Here is a 17,828-nt window from a genome sequence, read left to right on the forward strand (position 1 = left end):
GTCTAGAAAACCTTAGAAAGAGGCCGCTTGGGCAGCGCTCACCATCCGTTCTGCTGCTTCCTCGGCAGCCATATCGGCATCGTTGAAGTAGTTAGTCACTACATCAAAAATGGCGCCCTGGATATCCGCACGAACGGCCATGCCGTGGGCCATACTGGGAACCAAGCCGCCCTCTTCGGCGGTGCGCTGGAAATCGGCCAGGGACTGCTGGGCACAGCTATCGAATTCGCTCATATCCAGATCAGGCCGCGCCGGAATCGAGCCTTTGGCAAGGTTAAACGCTTCTTGGAAAGTAGGCTCAAGCACCAGGCGGGCTAAAGCCTGCTGGGCTTCGCGCTCTTCGTCGTCGCTAACCCGGAACATGGCCAGGCTATCGATATTGAAGGTGAACGCATCTTCAGTGCCCGGCGCTGCCGCACACAGGTAATCTTCCCCGGCGGTTAGTCCAGCCGCAGTGAATTCCCCTTTGGCCCAGTCGCCCATGAGCTGGAACCCGGCAACGCCTTGAATCACCATCGCCGTAGCGACATTCCAGTCGCGCCCGGGCATGCCTTCATCCATCAGCTCGCGGGTACGCTTGAAGTCCTCAAGCGCATCGATCATTTGTTCACCGCCCAGCGCTTCAGGGTCTAGCTCTACCAGCGCCTGCTGATAAAACTCGCTACCCTGACCACCTAACAGCACGCTTTCAAATACCGTCGCGTCCTGCCATGCCTGGCCACCGTGCGCCAGCGGCACGAAACCCGCTTCGCGAATGGCTTCACCTGCTTCGAAAAGCTCGTCCAGCGTGGTGGGCATCTCAACACCTGCCGCTTCCAGCACTTGCGGGTTGGCCCACAGCCAGTTTACCCGGTGCACGTTGACAGGCACCGCCACGTATTGACCATCGTGGCGCATAATGTCGGCGACGACTTCAGGGAGTAGTTCATCCCAACCTTCGGCATCGGCAACGCTATTCAAGTCACCGAGCAAGCCAAGCTCACCCCACTCTTGAATTTCGGGGCCTTTGATTTGCGCTGCAGAGGGAGGATTGCCCGACATGGCGCGAGATTTCAGTACCGTCATGGCGGTTTCACCACCGCCACCGGCCACGGCGAAGTCCTGCCAGCCGTAGCCTTCGGCTTCCATTAACTCTTTGAGCACATTGGCAGCGCGAGCTTCGCCGCCGGACGTCCACCAGTGCAGCACTTCGACTTCATTAGCTTGAGCGGTAGTGGCTAGCGTGGCGCCTGCCAGAGCAAGCGCGAGGGTAGTCTTCTTTAGCGTCGACATGGAGTCACTCCTTATATTGTTATTGTCCTCTCGGACGTGCGACATCTAAGAGGTTACGCCAAGGCGAGCGTCAACGTGAGTTACCGAGTAATGCATAGTGTTGGGGTTTTATTACAAGCCTGTAATAGTTTCCTGACGGGGAAGCGTGAGCGTTACCACTAGCCCACCATCGGCATGGTTGGCGAGCGTAATATCACCGCCGTGGGCACGCGCAATATGCCGAGCGATACCTAGCCCCAGGCCGCTACCGCCGGTGTGCCGGCTGCGTGAGGGCTCTAGACGGACAAAGGGCGAAAACACCCGCCCTAGCTGCTCTTCTGGAATGCCGGGGCCATGATCACGAATATGCAGTGTGACCGCTCCCCCCCGGTCAATTAGCGCTACATCGGCCTGCTTGCCATAGAACACCGCGTTTTCTAGCAAATTGGCCAGACAGCGCTTGAGTGCCATCGGCTTGGCGATCAGTGGTGCTAATGGAGGGCTGTTTTTCTCAATAGTCACTTGCCCGCCCTGCAGGCTTAGTTCTTCCCCCAGTTCTTCAAGCAGTGACGCCAGCGAGACGGGAGCTGGCTCTTCGTGCAGATCCAAGCCTTTTACTGAAGCCAAGGCGCCCTTTACCAGGCTATCCAACTCATCCAGCGAGGCGCAAAAGCGCTCCCGCTGGTAGTCATCATCGAGCATCTCGGCGCGCAGGCGCATACGGGTTAACGGCGTTTTCAAGTCATGGGAAATCGCCGAAAACAGCCGCTCACGCTCCTCTATCTGCTCGCGAATGCGCCGCTGCATTCGATTAAACGCCGCTGCAGTGGCAGCGACCTCTTTTGGGCCGCTCTCTTTTAGCGGCGGCATATCCAGATCATCACCCAACTGATTCGCCGCCCGAGAGAGCCGTGCCAGCGGTCGAGTCACGCTGGTGATGCCCAAAAACGAGAGCGCTAGCACGCTTAGCAGCACCAGCAGCCCGACCAGCAAGCGCTCTTCAGAGAGCCAGCGATAACCGCTAAAGATATCCGGCACGCCCAGCAGCGTGGCCACATACAGCCAAGTGTCTGGGGCAAGCTCCAACTGAACGACTAAAATCGGCGGTGAGAGCGGCTCCATTAGCAGGCTGTGCTGCCCCCAACGGGGCGGCAAATCGTAAAGCAGCACTTCGTTATTGAGCACCCGCAGGTTTTCCGGGCGGGAGAACTCGACAATCACATCATCGATATTAAGCTGCTGGGTGAGCACCGAGCGCACATTATTGACCACTACCTGTTTTTCCGGCCCTGAACCGATATCGTCGATTGCGAGTCTGCGTTCGTTGACGCTAACAAAAAACCGCGTGCCGCCCATATTACGCAGTTGATCCAACACGATATGACGGTAATCCACGGGCAGAGAGCGGAAAAACTTCATAGTGGAGGCGATGCTAAACGCCATATTAGTGGACAGCTCATCCAACTGGGCCAAATGGCTAGAGCGCACCTGGGATGTCCAGATCGCATAGCTGGCCCCTTGGGCGACCAATACACCGGCGATCATGATGATCACAAAGCGCCCACGCAGCGAAGCGGGTAGCCAGCGAGATAAGCGGCGCCTAGTATTTGCCCACCACTTATTTGCCCACCACTCCTGACTCACGTTAATGCGTCTACCTGGGCGGTTAATACGTAGCCTGCCCCGCGCACCGTGCGAATCAGCTGCGAGTGCTGGGCGTCTTCACCCAACCGTTGGCGCAGGCGGCAAACGTGGACATCAATGGAGCGATCAAGCGGCGGCGCATCACGCCCGCGGGTAAGCGCATAGAGATCGTCCCGGGTGAGCACCTTGGCGGGGTGCGCTAAAAACACCTGCAGTAACTGAAAGTCAGCTCCCGAAAGTGCGGCGCGTTCGCCTTGCAGGTCTATCAGCTCGCGGGTCATGCGGTCGAGCTGCCAATTACCAAAACTGACCCAACGTGCCTGCCCGGCGGGCAGCGTAGGCGGCACGCTTCGGGTGCGGCGGAGTACCGCCTTTATGCGCGCCAGCAATTCACGAGGATTAAATGGCTTGCCCAAATAGTCATCAGCACCCAGCTCAAGGCCAAGGATACGGTCTGTCTCATCGGCACTGGCGGTAAGCATTATTATCGGAACATCGCTGTGCTTTCGGACGTCGCGGCAAATAGTAAAGCCGTCATCACCAGGGAGCATTAAATCGACAATCAGCAAGTCGGGGGCGTGTTCTGAGCGCAGTGAATGCAGCGCTTGGGCACCGTCCGCCGTGAATACGCGGTAGCCGTGGCGCCCCAGGTAGTCAGCGAGTAGTTCACAAATTTCCGGGTCATCGTCGACCACAATCAAAGTAGCAGGGGGTATCGTCATCGCAGCGGGTTCAGCCCTACACTATTGTCATCATCGGGCCTTGATGATGGTCGAGGGGCTAAGCAGTAGCAATAGCGCTACGACCAAGGTTGCATCAGCATCGCGGCCTATAGCGCTTAAAGCCCAAATCGCTTTTTCAACCACTCGGCAACGGCGGCTTCACCATGGTGGCCGATACGCTCAGCGCCCTTTACACGATCAAACAGCGCCGGGTGGGCGTTGGCCATTACCTGGGCCTCCCCTGCTAAATTGAGCATTTCGGTATCATTAAGATTGTCACCAAAGGCTAAACACTCTGCGGGCGTTAAGCCCAGCCGTTCCAGCAGTGAGGATAGCGCCACACCCTTGTTGACCCCACCGGCCATGATTTCCAAAGAATCGATCGTAGAGTAAGTAATATGCAGGTTGTCGCCGTGGGCCTCTTGAGCCTGTGCTTCTAGTTGTTTTAGCGCCTTTGGGTCGCCTAGATAGAGTACTTTGCCTACGCCGTTAGTATCCATTTCCGCGGGCGACACAACTTTATAGCTAAACCCTGTAGAAGCGTGAAGTGATAATAAATGCGGGGCCTCAGCATCAATATGCCAGCCGCTTTCGCGGTAGATATTAAGCCGCACCTGGGGCGGGCGCGGAAGATCGATCAGCGTCTTTGCATGTTCAGGATCAACGTGGATAGCCGCCAGCAAGGCATCTTCTGGATCGTGAACATAGGCGCCATTAGTGCTGATCAGGTGTGCGGGGACATCCAACTGATCACGAAACACCTTCATATCGTGGTAGTGGCGACCAGAGGCGAGCGCTACATGATGGCCTTGCTTCACCAATGCTCTCAGCACCTCTACGGTACTTTCGTGTAGGGAATGGTCGCTTCCTAATAAGGTGCCATCCAGGTCAGAAACAATCAGGCGAGGTGTCATAACGCGCTCCATGAATATGAAAGTTTAGCTTAACCGATTACTTTGAGCGCATGTAATCCTTTGACTCGTCGTCCTAAGCGCCAACTTCCCATAGCGACAATTGGCGCAGCCCTTGTGAATCCGTATAGTAGCACCCTAACTCTCGCCAACTGATTGAGCTCATGCTTCAGAATAACTCCATGCTTGCCCAGCTCAAGCAACAGATTCGTCAAACCACCCCCCGTGCTGAAGGGGTGATCAAAGCCACCGACAAAGGTTTCGGTTTTCTCGAAACCGACGACGGTGAATCCTATTTCGTGCCACCGCCCGCCATGAAGCAAGTGATTCACGGTGATCGCGTGGAGGCCGTTATCCACGAGAATGGCGACAAAAAATCCGTTGAGCCTGAAAAGCTGATCGAAGCTGGGCTGGATCGGTTTGTTTCCCGCGTGCAGAAGCGCGAAGGCCGACTGGCCGTGGTGCCTGATCATCCGTCGATTAAAAATGTGATCAAGGCGCGGATTAAGAACAGCCTTGATGAAGACAGCATTGCTGACGGAGACTGGGTCGTTGCCCGCTTGGTACGCCATCCTTTAAAAGCCGACGACCGCGCTTTCTTTGCCCAGATTGATGAGCTGGTCGCCAAGAGCGACGATCCGGCGGTGCCGTGGCGCGTCACGCTTGCTCGCCATGCGCTGGAACAAGAGTGCCCCGATGCAGGCACCGACTGGCCGCTGATGGATGAAGGCCTGACGCGCGAAGATTTATCCGCAACGCCCTTCTTCACCATCGATGGTGAGAAGACCCGTGATATGGATGACGCCCTGCACGTCGCTACTCGCGCTGAAGGCGGCTGGCGGTTGAGCGTAGCAATTGCCGACCCCACGGCTTACGTGGCAGAGGGCCATGCGGCGGATTTAGAAGCTCGCACCCGCGCCTTTACCGTTTACCTGCCCGGCCAGAACGTCACCATGCTGCCAGAGCAGTTAGCGGATGATCTCTGCTCGTTGTGGGAAGGCAAGGATCGCCCCGCGCTGGCCTGTACGTTGGATATCAATGCCGACGGCAGCATGGGCGATTACCGCTTTTTTGCCGCCAACGTCAAATCCCATGCCAAGCTTGCCTATGACAACGTCTCCGACTGGATCGAAGGTCAAGGTGATTGGGCGCCCGCCGATGATATTGCCGAGCAGCTCACCGCACTGCGCGATTTGACCGAGGCACGTACCGCCTGGCGTAACGAGCACGCGCTGGTGTTTAAAGACCGCCCCGACTACGTGTTTGATCTCGATCCCGCTGGCAACGTATTGGCGGTGCGCACCGAAGAGCGCCGGATTGCCAACCGCATGATCGAAGAGTCGATGATTGTGGCCAACGCCTGCTGCGCGGACTTCCTTGCCCAGCATATCGGCCACGGTATCTTTAATGTGCACCGCGCCTTTGAGCCGGAAAAAGCCGAAGCTGCGCAAGAGTTTCTGGCAGGCCAGGAGATTGTGGTCGAGCGCGAAGCATTGACCGAGCTTGCCCGCTACACCGAGCTCAAGCGTGCGCTGGAAAGCCGCGATGACGCCTGGCTGGATGCGCGCCTGCGCCGCTTCCAGGGTTTCACCATGATGTCTGCCCAGCCCGGCCCGCACTTTGGCCTGGGCTTAGCTGCCTACGCCACCTGGACCTCGCCGATTCGTAAGTATGGCGATATGGTCAACCACCGCTTGATCAAGCGCGTGTTGAAGGGCGAGCAGGCACCTGCCGAAGCTACCCAGCAGCTCACCGAGCAGCTAACGGAGCGTCGCCGCCTGAATCGTATGGCCGAGCGCGATGTGAAAGATTGGCTCTACGTGCGTTACCTAACGCCCTCCGCGCAGAACCAGGACACCTTTGAGGCCGAAATTATGGCTATCAACCGTGGCGGTATGCGCGTTCGTCTGCTGGAAAATGGCGCCACGGCGTTTGTGCCTGCGCCCTTGATGCACAGTGACCGCAGTAAAGTGGTCATTGACGATAAAGAGGGGCGTATCCAGATCGAAGGCGAAGAGCGTTTTAAGCTTGGCGATCCGCTACGCGTAGTGCTCACCGAAGCTCGCGAAGAGACTCGCTCGCTGGTGGCAAAGCCCGCTGAGTAAATCAGTTGGTTACACCATAGCAGTAAAAAACAACGGCGCCTTAGGGCGCCGTTGTTGTGTCTGTCGTGTAGACATTTGGCTAGTCTTCATCAAGCCTGCCGATGTTGCATGAAGAAACGCAGCATTTCCTTGGTGGCATCGGGGCCCTTCGGATCGGTATAGCTTCCTTTGGTGCTGCCGCCCGACCAGGCGTGGCCCGCCCCGTGTACCTGCCACTGCTCCAGATGGGTTTCGCCTTTCGCATTATGGTGCGTGGTACAGGTATAACCGTGGCCATTGGCTACTTTCCCCTTCTCTACCGACGCCCCAGCTTGACAAGATGTGCTGTACTGGGCGGCTACGCGATCCGCATTGCTGGGGTGCACGGTGGTGTCACGATCACCATGAAAGATAATCGCTGGCACATCCGAGGCCCATCCGATTCCTTTTGCTTGGTTACCGCCACCGAGGGGCCCTGTCCCCCCCTGCATTGCGCCCAAGGCATCGGGAAGACTCTTGGCCACGCCATGGGGTAGTCCGGAGTGCACGCCCACCGCGGCAAAGAGATCCGGGTAGGTCATCGCCAGGGTGGTTGCCATGGCGGCGCCTGCCGAAAGGCCTGCCACATAGACCCGAGACCCATCAAGGCCATGGGTATCAATGATCTGGCGGGTCATGCCCGCAATAATCTCCGGCTCACCGCCCTCGCGCTGCTGGTCTTCGGCTTTGAACCAGTTCCAGCACTTAGAGTGGTTGGCGGTCATCGGCTGGGCAGGATAGAGCACGCAACATTGCTGCTCTTCGGCCAGTCGGTTCATCTCGGTTCCGGCAGCAAAGTCATCAGGGTTCTGCGTGCAGCCATGCAGCATAACCACCAGCGGCAGCGACTGACCGGTATAGCCGCTAGGGATATACAGCTTGTAATCACGCGTGCCCACTTGGTTGGTAAACCGACCGGCAGTGAACGCACCGGGCTGTGGTTCCTCGCTCCGTGCATACTCTGGCGGCGCTTGCTCGGTTTGCGCCATTCCACCGCGAAACTTCATCCACTTATCGCGCCATGCAGCAGGTACCTTAATATCGCCGGGCGTGAATGCTCCCGTTGGCGAGTCAGCAGGCTCTGGCTCCGTTACCGTGTCTTCTTTATCGAGAACCTGCCAGGTTCCGTCGAAGGTATTGCCACCTTGGTAAGCGTTTTTCGGTGTTTCCTCACGCCCAGCTTCGGACACGCCGCTCTGGAGGAGGGCCATGGCCTCGTGGAGTTTCCCAGCACGGGTGAGTCGCGTTGCTTCTTCCATTCGTTTCGACATAGTGGCGTCAATCATGATCAATGTCCCTATTTAGTAATTCAGTGGTGAGTGCTTCAGTGGATTCGATCCGCCAGAGCGGCCTTAACCGCTTTGCTGGCATTAAGTGCGCCCAGCACCACCACCGACTCGATGGTGGCAAGAGCAAGCTCTGGTGTGACGTCGTCGGCAATACTGGCCATGCCCAGCACCTGAATCTGCAACATCTCCCCTGCCGACTGTAAAGCCTCCAGATCCGTGCGACTGTAGTGCTCAAGCCCGAGTACAAACGACTTGCGAGTGACAGTTTCTCTGACGACATCAGCATGTTTCGCTAATTGATTGCGAATGGCTGTTCGGATCAGATCGGTACGGTTGGAGTAGAACCCTTCCTGTACCAGCAGATCGATCTGCCCCAGATCAACCACCCCCAGATTGATAGTAATTTTCTCACTAGAGTCGCCGCTCTTGCGGCGCAGTTCGTGAACGCTCATGTGTGAAGCCTCGTTGTGCTCGTCATTGAACATCTTATTGGCACTATAACACTTAAATAAACTCCACACACCATCCATATGGATGTTATTTATGCTGGTTGAACTTCAGAACTAGCCCTGCACACCGGTTCAAGTGTCGTCGAACTGACTTATTTCTCCTTTATGGTGAAACGATGACAATCTTTAGGGTTGGAGGTTAGCTTGCACATTGCCGATGTGACGATGTTTCATGCCCCCGCCAGCGGCGGTGTGCGCACCTATTTACAGGCCAAGCATCGCGTTTTTTCGCGCATTCCACAGCTGCGTACCAGTCTGCTGGTGCCGGGAGCGGAGCGCGATAGCCTCGGTGATCACCACACCTTACCGGCGTTACATCTGCCCTTGGGTCAGGGCTATCGTTTTCCACTACGAGGATCACCCTGGCGCGATACCTTGATTGATTTAAAGCCTGACCTTATTGAGGCTGGCGACCCGTACGTAACGGCATGGGCAGCGCTGGCTGCGGGTCAGCGCCTCGGAGTGCCGGTGGTGGGTTTCTATCATTCCGACCTCCCACGTTTGATGGGCGATCGTTTTGGGCGCTACGTTGAGAAGCGCTTAACCCGCTATGTCACAGAGCTTTATAGCCAGTTTGATAGCGTACTGGCACCCTGCAACGCCATGGCTAACCGGCTTCGGGATTGGGGCGTCGATAACGTTCGCGTTCAGCCACTGGGTGTCGATTTAGCGCAATTTAACCCCCAGCAGCGTGATCCGACTTTCCGACAGACCATGGGCATACCCAGCGATAAAAAGCTGCTGATCTTTGTGGGGCGCAACTCCCGCGAGAAAAATATTGATGTGCTGCTTTCAACGATGCGTCAGCTAAGCAGCGATTACCATTTGCTGCTGATGGGCCCGGGCATGCCGCATCACGTACCCAGCAATGTCACCATTGTGGACCGCTGTTGCGGCGTCCATGAGGTAGCCAAAGCACTGGCCAGTAGCGATGCCCTGCTGCACGCAGGCACCCGTGAGACCTTCGGCTTAATTGCCCAGGAAGCCATGGCCAGCGGTATCCCGGTGATAGCCGCCCGCGCTGGGGCGCTGGCCGAAAACGTACCGTTGGGGGCGGGTATTTTATGCAAGCCACTTGACCCCTTTGCCATGGCAGAGGCGTGTGTGGCGCTGTTCAGCAACGACGTCGCCGCCAGCGGGCACTATGCGCGCCGCCATGTGGAGCGGTATTTCAACTGGGATGGCGTTATGCATTCACTGCTTGAGCACTATCAGCAGCTTTGTCACGGCAGCCAACCCTATGCACTCCACCAACAGCACTAGTCGTCAACTACTCAAGTGGCGCCCCATCCACGGCGTGATGATTGCCTTGGCGCTCATTGCGCCGCTGGTACTCACCGCCTGGGTGGGCGGCGCAGAAGCATTACAGCACGTAAGGCACTTTCCACTCGAATTGTTGCTATTGATGCTTTTGCTAGCGTTTCTATGCTGGAATCTTAATGCGATGAGAATGCGTTTGATGCTGGGTGGCCGGGCAGGCAGGCTCGGTCAGCGCGGCGCACTGGGCATCGAGCTGGCGTCCAAGTTTGCCCTATGCGCCACCCCAGGTGGCAGCGGAGGCCCTGTCACCCTACTGATGCTGCTTGCCCAGCGCGGCTTTCCGCCTGCCAAAGGCGCGGCAATGTTTCTGATTGATCAAGGCTGTGACCTACTGTTCTTTATGGCCATGCTGAGCGGCCTGGTACTTTTTTCGCTGCTCAGCGACACCCAGTGGCCACATCAATCATTGGTGCAATGGGCGCTGGTCGGTTTAGCCTTAATGGCAACAGTGGTGATTGTGGTAATGCGCTATTTACCCAGCCTATTGCGCTCAACCAGTGTCAACACGCCATGGCCAAGCCAGTATCGGCGGCGCTGGCTTGCACGGCGCCTATTACGCTGCCGTCATGCGCTCAAGATGACGCTTGAGCTGCCGCGCGCTACGCTACTCGCGATGATGCTGCTGACCACCGCCCACTGGCTGATGCGCTATAGCTTGCTCTATTTGGCAGTGCTGGGGGTAGGTGGGCATGCGGATTGGATGTGGACATTTCTAACTCAAATGCTGGCCATGGCCGCCAGCCAGTTCAGCTTTCTGCCCGGCGGCGCAGGGGCTGCTGAAGTCGGCGTGGGCAGCCTATTATTACCTTTGATGGAGCGTGACCAAGCCGCAGCGGCAGTATTAGTGTGGCGGCTAGTGAGTTACCACCTCTACCTAGCAGCGGGCGCACCGCTGTTTATTCTGTATAGCTACCGAATGCTGCGCCGCTCACCAACGGCATAACGGTGGACCACCAGGGCCAGCAAGGCGTAGGGCTTCTAAGGGCGCAGGGTTGCCAATAGTGCTCAAATATGTGTAAATACATTGATAAACATATTTATATATTTATATATGTATAGAGGATAAACAGCATGTCTACACCTGAGCAAACATTAGCCGCACCCCTTTTTGAGTCCTTTGCCATGGGCCCTGTCACCCTGCCTAACCGCATCGTCATGGCCCCCATGACGCGCAACCAGTCACCCAATGGCGTGCCGGGTGACAATGTAGCGGCCTACTATCGCAGTCGTGCCGAAGGGGGTGTTGGGCTGATCATTACTGAGGGCACCTACATTGATCATCCCGGTGCCAACGGCTACCCCGACGTACCGGCCTTTCATGGCGAGCAGGCACTGGCCGGCTGGCAGCGCGTTGTAGAGGGCGTTCACGCCGCCGGTGGGAAGATTGTCCCGCAGTTGTGGCACGTAGGCCGTGAACGCCGCCCAGGCGTCGAGCCGGATACTCGCGTACCCGGCTTTGGTCCGATGGCTATCAGTGAAGACGGCGTTGAAATTGTCCGCGCCATGAACGAACAGGACATGCTTGACGTAGCTGCTTCCTTTGCTCGTGCCGCAAGCGATGCTCAACGCCTTGGCTTTGACGGTATCGAGCTACACGGCGCCCACGGCTATTTGATCGACCAATTCCTATGGTCTGAGAGCAACCAGCGCACGGATGCCTATGGCGGTAGCCCGGAAAATCGACTGCGCTTTCCTCGCATGATCGTACGCGCCGTGCGTGAGGCGGTGGGCCCGGAATTCCCGATCATCTTCCGCTTCTCTCAGTGGAAGTTATCTGATTATACGGCCATTATTGCTGAAACGCCCGAGGCGCTGGGCGAGCTCCTCAAGCCGTTAGCCGATGACGGTGTCGACATCTTTCATGCCAGCACCCGCCGTGTCTGGGAGCCTGGTTTTGCAGGCAGTGAAAAAACGCTGGCAACCTTGACCCGGGAACTGACCGGTAAGCCGGTAATCGCCGTTGGCAGCGTGGGGCTGGATAAGACTTTCCGCACTGGCCACTTTACGCGCACGGAAGACCCAACCTCGAAAAGCCGTGTCAATGTGGAAGAACTAGCGATGTGGCGCTCACGCAATGATTTTGATCTGATTGCGATTGGTCGCGCCCTCCTCTCTGACCCTCAGTGGGCCAACAAAGTGCGTGATGGGCGCCTTCAAGAACTCTCAGATTTTGACAGCAGCGCCCTCGAAGCACTGGTGAGTTGATACACACTAGGCAGGCTGCCTCGGCAGCCTGCCCGTTACAGCGTATACTGGTCAGGCTCTCAACGCCTGGACGTGTTTATGGATATCAATACCGTTTTAAGTGCGCTTGCTAACCCGGTGCGCCTCGACATTCTATCCTGGCTCAAGGAGCCAGAGCGCTACTTTCCACAGCAGAAGGATACCGCGCCGGAAGGCGGAATCTGTGTCAGCCACATTTGTGAAAAGACGGACCTTTCCCAACCGACCATTTCGCTGTATCTCTCCACGCTATCCCGTGCCGGCCTCGTCTCATCCGAACGCGTTGGACAGTGGACCTACTACCGTTATGAGCATGACGTTGCCGAAGCCTTTTTAAATGAACTCAGCCAACGGCTATAGAACCCCGCCGTTGGCGTTGCTTCGCCAGCACCGACTAGACAGGTTCAAGATAAACATTGGCCAACGAATAAGGGCGCCCCGAGGGGCGCCCTTATAGCGTGCGGCTAACGTCAATGGCTGACTTACCAGCCAGTGACTTCTTTCAGCGCATCGCCGATTTCTGCCAAAGAGCGCACGGTTTTAACACCGGCGTCTTCAAGAGCAGCAAACTTCTCGTCAGCGGTGCCTTTACCGCCAGAGATGATCGCGCCCGCGTGGCCCATACGCTTGCCAGGAGGTGCAGTCACACCGGCAATGTAGGAAACCACGGGCTTGGAAACATTAGCTTTGATGTAAGCTGCCGCTTCTTCTTCAGCCGTACCGCCGATTTCACCGATCATAACGATGGCTTCGGTTTTCGGGTCCTTCTCAAACATCTCAAGGATGTCGATGAAGTTAGAGCCCGGAATCGGATCGCCGCCGATGCCCACACAGGTAGACTGACCGAAACCGTGATCAGTGGTCTGTTTAACGGCTTCATAGGTCAAGGTACCAGAGCGAGACACGATACCTACGCGGCCCGGCTGGTGAATGTGACCTGGCATGATGCCGATTTTGCATTCGCCTGGGGTGATAACACCTGGGCAGTTCGGGCCGATCAGACGTACGCCCAGCTCGTCGCACTTCACTTTTGCTTCGAGCATGTCTAGCGTGGCGATGCCTTCGGTGATGCACACAATCAGTTTGATACCGGCATTAGCCGCTTCAAGGATTGAGTCTTTACAGAACGGCGCCGGTACGTAGATAACGCTGGCTTCCGCACCGGTTTTCTCTACCGCTTCTTTCACGGTGTTGAAAACGGGCAGACCGAGGTGCTCCTGGCCGCCTTTGCCCGGTGTAACACCACCGACCATTTGCGTACCGTAGGCAATCGCCTGCTCGGAGTGGAACGTGCCCTGGCCACCGGTAAAGCCCTGGCAGATGACCTTGGTGTTCTTATCGATCAGGATGCTCATTACTTGCCCTCCGCCGCTTTAACGACCTGCTGAGCCGCGTCGGTCAGACTAGTAGCCGCAATGATGTTCAGACCGCTAGATGCTAGTTTTTCAGCACCCAATTCGGCGTTGTTCCCTTCCAGACGTACGACAACCGGTACGTTGACACCCACTTGCTCAACGGCACCGATAATGCCTTCAGCAATCATGTCGCAACGTACGATACCGCCGAAGATGTTAACCAATACGGCTTTAACATTGTCGTCAGACAGGATGATTTTGAACGCTTCTGCCACGCGCTCCTTGGTGGCGCCGCCGCCAACGTCCAAGAAGTTAGCCGGCTTGCCGCCGCTCAGGTTGACGATGTCCATGGTGCCCATGGCCAAACCTGCGCCGTTCACCATGCAGCCGATGTTGCCATCAAGCGCGACATAGTTAAGTTCCCACTTCGCCGCATCGGCTTCACGCTGGTCTTCTTGAGACGGGTCGCGCATCGCCTGCAGGTCTGGGTGACGGTACAACGCATTGCTGTCTAAGCCCAGCTTGGCGTCGAGGCAGTGCAGGTTGCCTTCGTCAGTGATAACCAGCGGGTTAATTTCTAACAGCGCCAAGTCTTTGTCGTGGAACAACTGAGACAGACCTAAGAAGATCTTGGTGAACTGCTTGATCTGATCGCCTTTCAGGCCCAGCGCAAACGCCATCTCACGGGCTTGGTACGGCTGTGCGCCGACTAGCGGATCGATTTCGGCTTTCAGAATCTTTTCCGGCGTCTCTTCTGCAACCGTCTCGATCTCTACACCGCCTTCGGTAGAGGCCATAAAGACCACACGACGAGTAGTACGGTCGACTACAGCACCGAGATACAGCTCGTCGGCGATGTCGGTGCAGGTTTCAACTAGAATCTTGGCAACCGGCTGACCTTTTTCGTCAGTCTGGAAGGTGACCAAGTTCTTGCCTAACCACTTTTCAGCAAAGGCTTTGGCTTCAGCCGGGTCTTTAATCAGCTTAACGCCACCCGCTTTACCACGGCCACCGGCGTGCACCTGGGCTTTAACCACCCACATGTCACCACCGATTTTTTTGCAAGCCTCTTCGGCTTCTTCGGGAGTGTCGACGGCAAAGCCTTTAGACACTGGTAAACCATAATCGGCAAACAGCTGTTTACCTTGATACTCGTGAAGATTCATCGATTCATGCCATTGGTTGCATGTGACTCGAACGATGATCAGTTTTCTTTTAAGAACCGTTTTACAAGAACGGTCTTAAAAGAACTGGTCATCCCCGTTCTTTCGATCTTTGTGGATTAAGACAAAGCCGAAAGTTTGCGCCACCCTTAAAAGGTGGCGCTTCGTTGTTGCTGACTGAATTATTTACGCTTTTTGCGATTGGCCATATGAATCGCGTGGCCATCAACCGCTAGCGCTGCTTCGTGAACGGCTTCCGACATGGTCGGGTGCGCGTAGCAGGTAAGCGCCAGGTCTTCGGCGCTAGAGCCGAATTCCATGGCAATCACGCCTTGGGCGATCATCTCGCCAGCGTGTTGACCCACGATATGCATACCAAGAATACGGTCAGTTTCCGCATCGGCGATAATTTTGGCACTGCCTTCGGTGGCGTTGTTAGCCATCGCGCGGCCGCTGGCCGCAAACGGGAAGGTGCCGGTTTTAACTTCGATACCTTTCGCTTTGGCGTCTTGCTCGGTCATACCGACCCACGCTACTTCCGGGTAGGTATAGATGACGCTCGGAATAGTGTCGTAGTTCATCTCGGCTTTATGGCCAGCGATGATATCGGCCACCATAATGCCCTCTTCAGAGGCTTTGTGCGCCAGCATCGGGCCGCGTACACAGTCACCGATGGCGTAAACGCCCGGGACGTTGGTACGGCACTGGTCGTCGACAAAGATAAAGCCACGCTCATCCAGCTCAATGCTGACACCGTCAGCGATGACACCTTTGGTGTACGGACGACGGCCAACACAGACGATGAGCTTATCAAAGGTCATCTCTTGTTCGCCGTTGGCATCGCTGTACTTCACTACGACTTCTTCGCCTTTGACTTCAGAACCGGTGACGCGAGCGCCCAGTTTGATATCCAGGCCCTGCTTCTTAAGCAGTTTCTGCGTCTCTTTGGCGACAGTGGTGTCGACCATCGGCAGGAAAGCGTCCATGGCTTCGAGTACGGTGACTTCTGAGCCTAAACGGTTCCATACGCTACCTAGCTCAAGACCGATAATACCGGCACCGATGACGCCCAAACGCTTCGGCGTTTCGGTGAATTCAAGCGCGCCAGTAGAGTCTACAACCAAGCCTTCGGTCAGCGGGGTCGGCGGAATTTCCACCGGCACTGAGCCCGCAGCGATAACAATATTATCGGCATCATAGGTGGTGGTCTTGCCATCGTGGTCGGTGACTTCAACCTGCTTGCCGGACACCACTTTACCGGTGCCTTCAATAGAGGTAACGCCGTTGGCCTTGAACAAGCCAGAGATGCCGCCGGTCAAGTTCTTAACGATCTTGTCCTTGCGCGCCATCATTTTGGTAACGTCCATGGAGACGTCGCCAGCCTGAATACCCATATCGTCGAAATCGTGCTTGGCCTCAACGAACTTGTGGGAGGCTTCAAGCAGCGCTTTAGACGGGATACAACCAACGTTCAGGCAGGTGCCACCGTGGACAACGTTGCCTTCTTTACCAATCCATTTTTCAATACAGGCCGCTTTTAGGCCCATCTGTGCAGCGCGAATGGCGGCAACGTAACCACCAGGGCCGGCACCGATAACGATCACATCAAACTTATCAGCCATGTTGGCTCCTTTAGCTTGCTGGCCTCCCGCCACGATAACGCAAACCGGGCGAGAGGCTGTGTGCAATTGCAGATATATCCTGGTTAAGCCGTAGCGTAATCAATCACTATTACAATCAATACGACGCTTATGCTTTTTAGATATCCAGCAGTAGGCGCGCCGGGTCTTCCAGCAATTCTTTGAGCGTGACCAAGAATTGAACGGCGTCTTTGCCGTCGATCATACGGTGGTCGTAAGAGAGCGCCAGATACATCATCGGGCGAATCTCAACCTTGCCGTTAATGGCCATCGGACGATCCTGGATTTTGTGCATGCCCAGAATGGCGGTTTGCGGCGGGTTGATGATCGGGGTCGACATCAAAGAACCGAAGGTGCCGCCATTGGTGATGGTAAAGGTGCCGCCGATCATGTCGTCCATGCCCAGCTTACCGTCACGACCACGCTTACCGAAATCGACAATGGTGCGCTCGACATCGGCAATTTTCATGCTGTCGGTATCGCGCAGTACCGGTACGACCAGACCACGGTCGGTGGAGACAGCAACGCCGATATCCTGGTAGCCGTGATAAACGATGTCGGTGCCGTCGATAGAGGCGTTCACATCCGGGTAACGCTTGAGCGCTTCTGAGGCTGCTTTTACAAAGAAGCCCATAAAGCCTAGCTTGATATCGTGAGCTTTTAAGAACGTCTCTTTGTATTGCGCACGTAGGGCCATGATCTCGGTCATGTCCACTTCGTTGTAAGTGGTCAGCATCGCAGCAGTTTGCTGCGCCTGAACCAAGCGCTTGGCGATAGTCTGACGCAGGCGGCTCATTGGCACGCGCTTCTCAATGCGCTCACCTTCGGCAGCCGGAGCAGCGGCAGCTTTCGCCGGAGCAGCCGATTTCGCTGCTTTCTTGGCGGAACCGTCTTTGACCGCTTTCTGAACGTCTTCTTTCAGGATACGGCCGCCTTTGCCGGTGCCCTCAATCTTGGCAACGTCCAGATCGTGCTCAGCAACCATTTTACGTGCGGCCGGAGCGAGGATTTTGTCGCCAACTTTCTCATCGGCACCATCATCGCTGCCGCTGTCAGCTTTAGCGGGTGCTGAATCGCTACCGCCATCTCCAGAACTATCGCCACCGGCACCTTCGGCAAACACGGCCAGAATCGCTTCGGATTCCACCTGGCTACCCTCTTCGGCTTTAATTTCAGCCAGGGCGCCATCGGCCGGAGCAACGACTTCCAGCACGACTTTGTCGGTTTCGATATCGGCCAGCACATCATCGCGCTTCACCGCTTCGCCGACTTTTTTGTGCCAGGTCGCTACCGTGCCTTCCTGGATAGACTCCGGGAAGCTGGGGGCTTTAACGTCGTGCTTTTTGCCACCACCGTTACCGCTGCTGGCCGGCTTGTCTTCGGAAGGTTTGCTTTCTGCTTCTTCTTTCTTGCCGCTGTCGCCAGAGGCACTGCCTTCACCAATTTTGCCTAATACCTGCTCTGACTGAACAGTATCGCCCTCTTCGGCCATCACGTCCGTCAGGGTACCCGCTTCCGGTGCGACAACTTCGAGTACTACTTTGTCGGTTTCGATTTCAACAATCAGCTCGTCACGCTCAACGCTGTCACCCGGCTTTTTATGCCACGCCGCCACTGTGCCTTCGGCAACGGATTCCGGAAAGGTTGGCGCTTTGATCTCAGTAGCCATGTCGTTTCC

15 protein-coding genes are annotated in these 17,828 nt (G+C 56.3%); 5 read left to right on the forward strand and 10 right to left on the reverse strand.

Annotated features, from left to right (window positions below):
- Positions 1-12: 12 nt before the first annotated feature.
- From KUC_RS00550 to KUC_RS00565, 4 genes are all read right to left on the reverse strand, one after another.
- A complete protein-coding gene (locus KUC_RS00550) occupies positions 13-1,272 on the reverse strand; it encodes an ABC transporter substrate-binding protein (RefSeq protein ID WP_007111103.1) in 1,260 nt (419 codons plus the stop codon).
- A gap of 111 nt (positions 1,273-1,383) precedes the next feature.
- Complete coding sequence (locus KUC_RS00555) at positions 1,384-2,796, reverse strand: ATP-binding protein (protein ID WP_244264770.1); 1,413 nt, start codon at positions 2,794-2,796, stop codon at positions 1,384-1,386.
- Positions 2,797-2,891: 95 nt separating this feature from the next.
- On the reverse strand, positions 2,892-3,617 hold the full coding sequence (locus tag KUC_RS00560) for a response regulator (protein WP_040479073.1): 726 nt from the start codon (positions 3,615-3,617) through the stop codon (positions 2,892-2,894).
- Positions 3,618-3,733: 116 nt separating this feature from the next.
- Positions 3,734-4,531 carry a Cof-type HAD-IIB family hydrolase gene (locus KUC_RS00565; protein ID WP_040479075.1) on the reverse strand — a complete coding sequence of 266 codons (798 nt, stop codon included), beginning with the start codon at positions 4,529-4,531 and terminating at the stop codon, positions 3,734-3,736.
- A 161-nt stretch (positions 4,532-4,692) separates the two neighbouring features.
- On the opposite strand from KUC_RS00565, the gene KUC_RS00570 reads away from it, so the two are divergent.
- The gene (locus KUC_RS00570) at positions 4,693-6,633 is read left to right on the forward strand and encodes an exoribonuclease II (protein ID WP_007111108.1); all 1,941 of its coding nucleotides are present in this window, start codon (positions 4,693-4,695) and stop codon (positions 6,631-6,633) included.
- An 89-nt stretch (positions 6,634-6,722) separates the two neighbouring features.
- Here KUC_RS00570 and KUC_RS00575 read toward each other — a convergent pair whose 3' ends face one another.
- Positions 6,723-7,937 carry an extracellular catalytic domain type 1 short-chain-length polyhydroxyalkanoate depolymerase gene (locus KUC_RS00575; RefSeq protein ID WP_083825729.1) on the reverse strand — a complete coding sequence of 405 codons (1,215 nt, stop codon included), beginning with the start codon at positions 7,935-7,937 and terminating at the stop codon, positions 6,723-6,725.
- A gap of 38 nt (positions 7,938-7,975) precedes the next feature.
- Positions 7,976-8,392, reverse strand: coding sequence for a ribbon-helix-helix domain-containing protein (locus tag KUC_RS00580; RefSeq protein ID WP_040480059.1), 417 nt, complete (start codon positions 8,390-8,392; stop codon positions 7,976-7,978).
- A gap of 201 nt (positions 8,393-8,593) precedes the next feature.
- Here KUC_RS00580 and gpgS point away from each other — a divergent pair, with 201 nt between their 5' ends.
- The 4 genes from gpgS (at position 8,594) to KUC_RS00600 (ending at position 12,352) form a co-directional block, all read left to right on the forward strand.
- Positions 8,594-9,712, forward strand: a complete 1,119-nt coding sequence (gene gpgS / locus KUC_RS00585) for an N-acetylglucosaminyl phosphatidylglycerol synthase (RefSeq protein ID WP_007111111.1) — start codon at positions 8,594-8,596, stop codon at positions 9,710-9,712.
- Positions 9,690-10,712, forward strand: coding sequence for a glucosaminyl phosphatidylglycerol flippase (gene gpgF / locus KUC_RS00590; RefSeq protein WP_007111112.1), 1,023 nt, complete (start codon positions 9,690-9,692; stop codon positions 10,710-10,712). The genes gpgS and gpgF overlap by 23 nt, the downstream gene beginning before the upstream one ends.
- Positions 10,713-10,840: 128 nt before the next feature.
- Positions 10,841-11,974 carry an NADH:flavin oxidoreductase gene (locus KUC_RS00595; RefSeq protein ID WP_007111113.1) on the forward strand — a complete coding sequence of 378 codons (1,134 nt, stop codon included), beginning with the start codon at positions 10,841-10,843 and terminating at the stop codon, positions 11,972-11,974.
- A gap of 78 nt (positions 11,975-12,052) precedes the next feature.
- Entirely contained in the window at positions 12,053-12,352 is a 300-nt protein-coding gene (locus KUC_RS00600) for an ArsR/SmtB family transcription factor (RefSeq protein ID WP_208854479.1), read from the forward strand.
- A gap of 122 nt (positions 12,353-12,474) precedes the next feature.
- Here the strand turns inward: KUC_RS00600 and sucD are convergent, their stop codons facing one another.
- The 4 genes from sucD to odhB form a co-directional block, all read right to left on the reverse strand.
- Positions 12,475-13,347 carry a succinate--CoA ligase subunit alpha gene (sucD, locus tag KUC_RS00605; protein WP_007111115.1) on the reverse strand — a complete coding sequence of 291 codons (873 nt, stop codon included), beginning with the start codon at positions 13,345-13,347 and terminating at the stop codon, positions 12,475-12,477.
- A complete protein-coding gene (gene sucC, locus KUC_RS00610; RefSeq protein ID WP_007111116.1) occupies positions 13,347-14,513 on the reverse strand; it encodes an ADP-forming succinate--CoA ligase subunit beta in 1,167 nt (388 codons plus the stop codon). Before sucC ends, sucD begins: the two co-directional genes overlap by 1 nt.
- 179 nt (positions 14,514-14,692) lie before the next feature.
- Positions 14,693-16,132 (reverse strand): dihydrolipoyl dehydrogenase, encoded by a 1,440-nt coding sequence (gene lpdA / locus KUC_RS00615; RefSeq protein ID WP_040479077.1) that lies wholly within the window; start codon positions 16,130-16,132, stop codon positions 14,693-14,695.
- A 136-nt stretch (positions 16,133-16,268) separates the two neighbouring features.
- Positions 16,269-17,819 (reverse strand): 2-oxoglutarate dehydrogenase complex dihydrolipoyllysine-residue succinyltransferase, encoded by a 1,551-nt coding sequence (gene odhB, locus KUC_RS00620; RefSeq protein ID WP_007111118.1) that lies wholly within the window; start codon positions 17,817-17,819, stop codon positions 16,269-16,271.
- Positions 17,820-17,828: the final 9 nt, after the last annotated feature.

Origin of the sequence: Vreelandella boliviensis LC1 (assembly GCF_000236035.1) — a bacterium.
GTDB classification, from domain to species: Bacteria; Pseudomonadota; Gammaproteobacteria; order Pseudomonadales; family Halomonadaceae; genus Vreelandella; species Vreelandella boliviensis.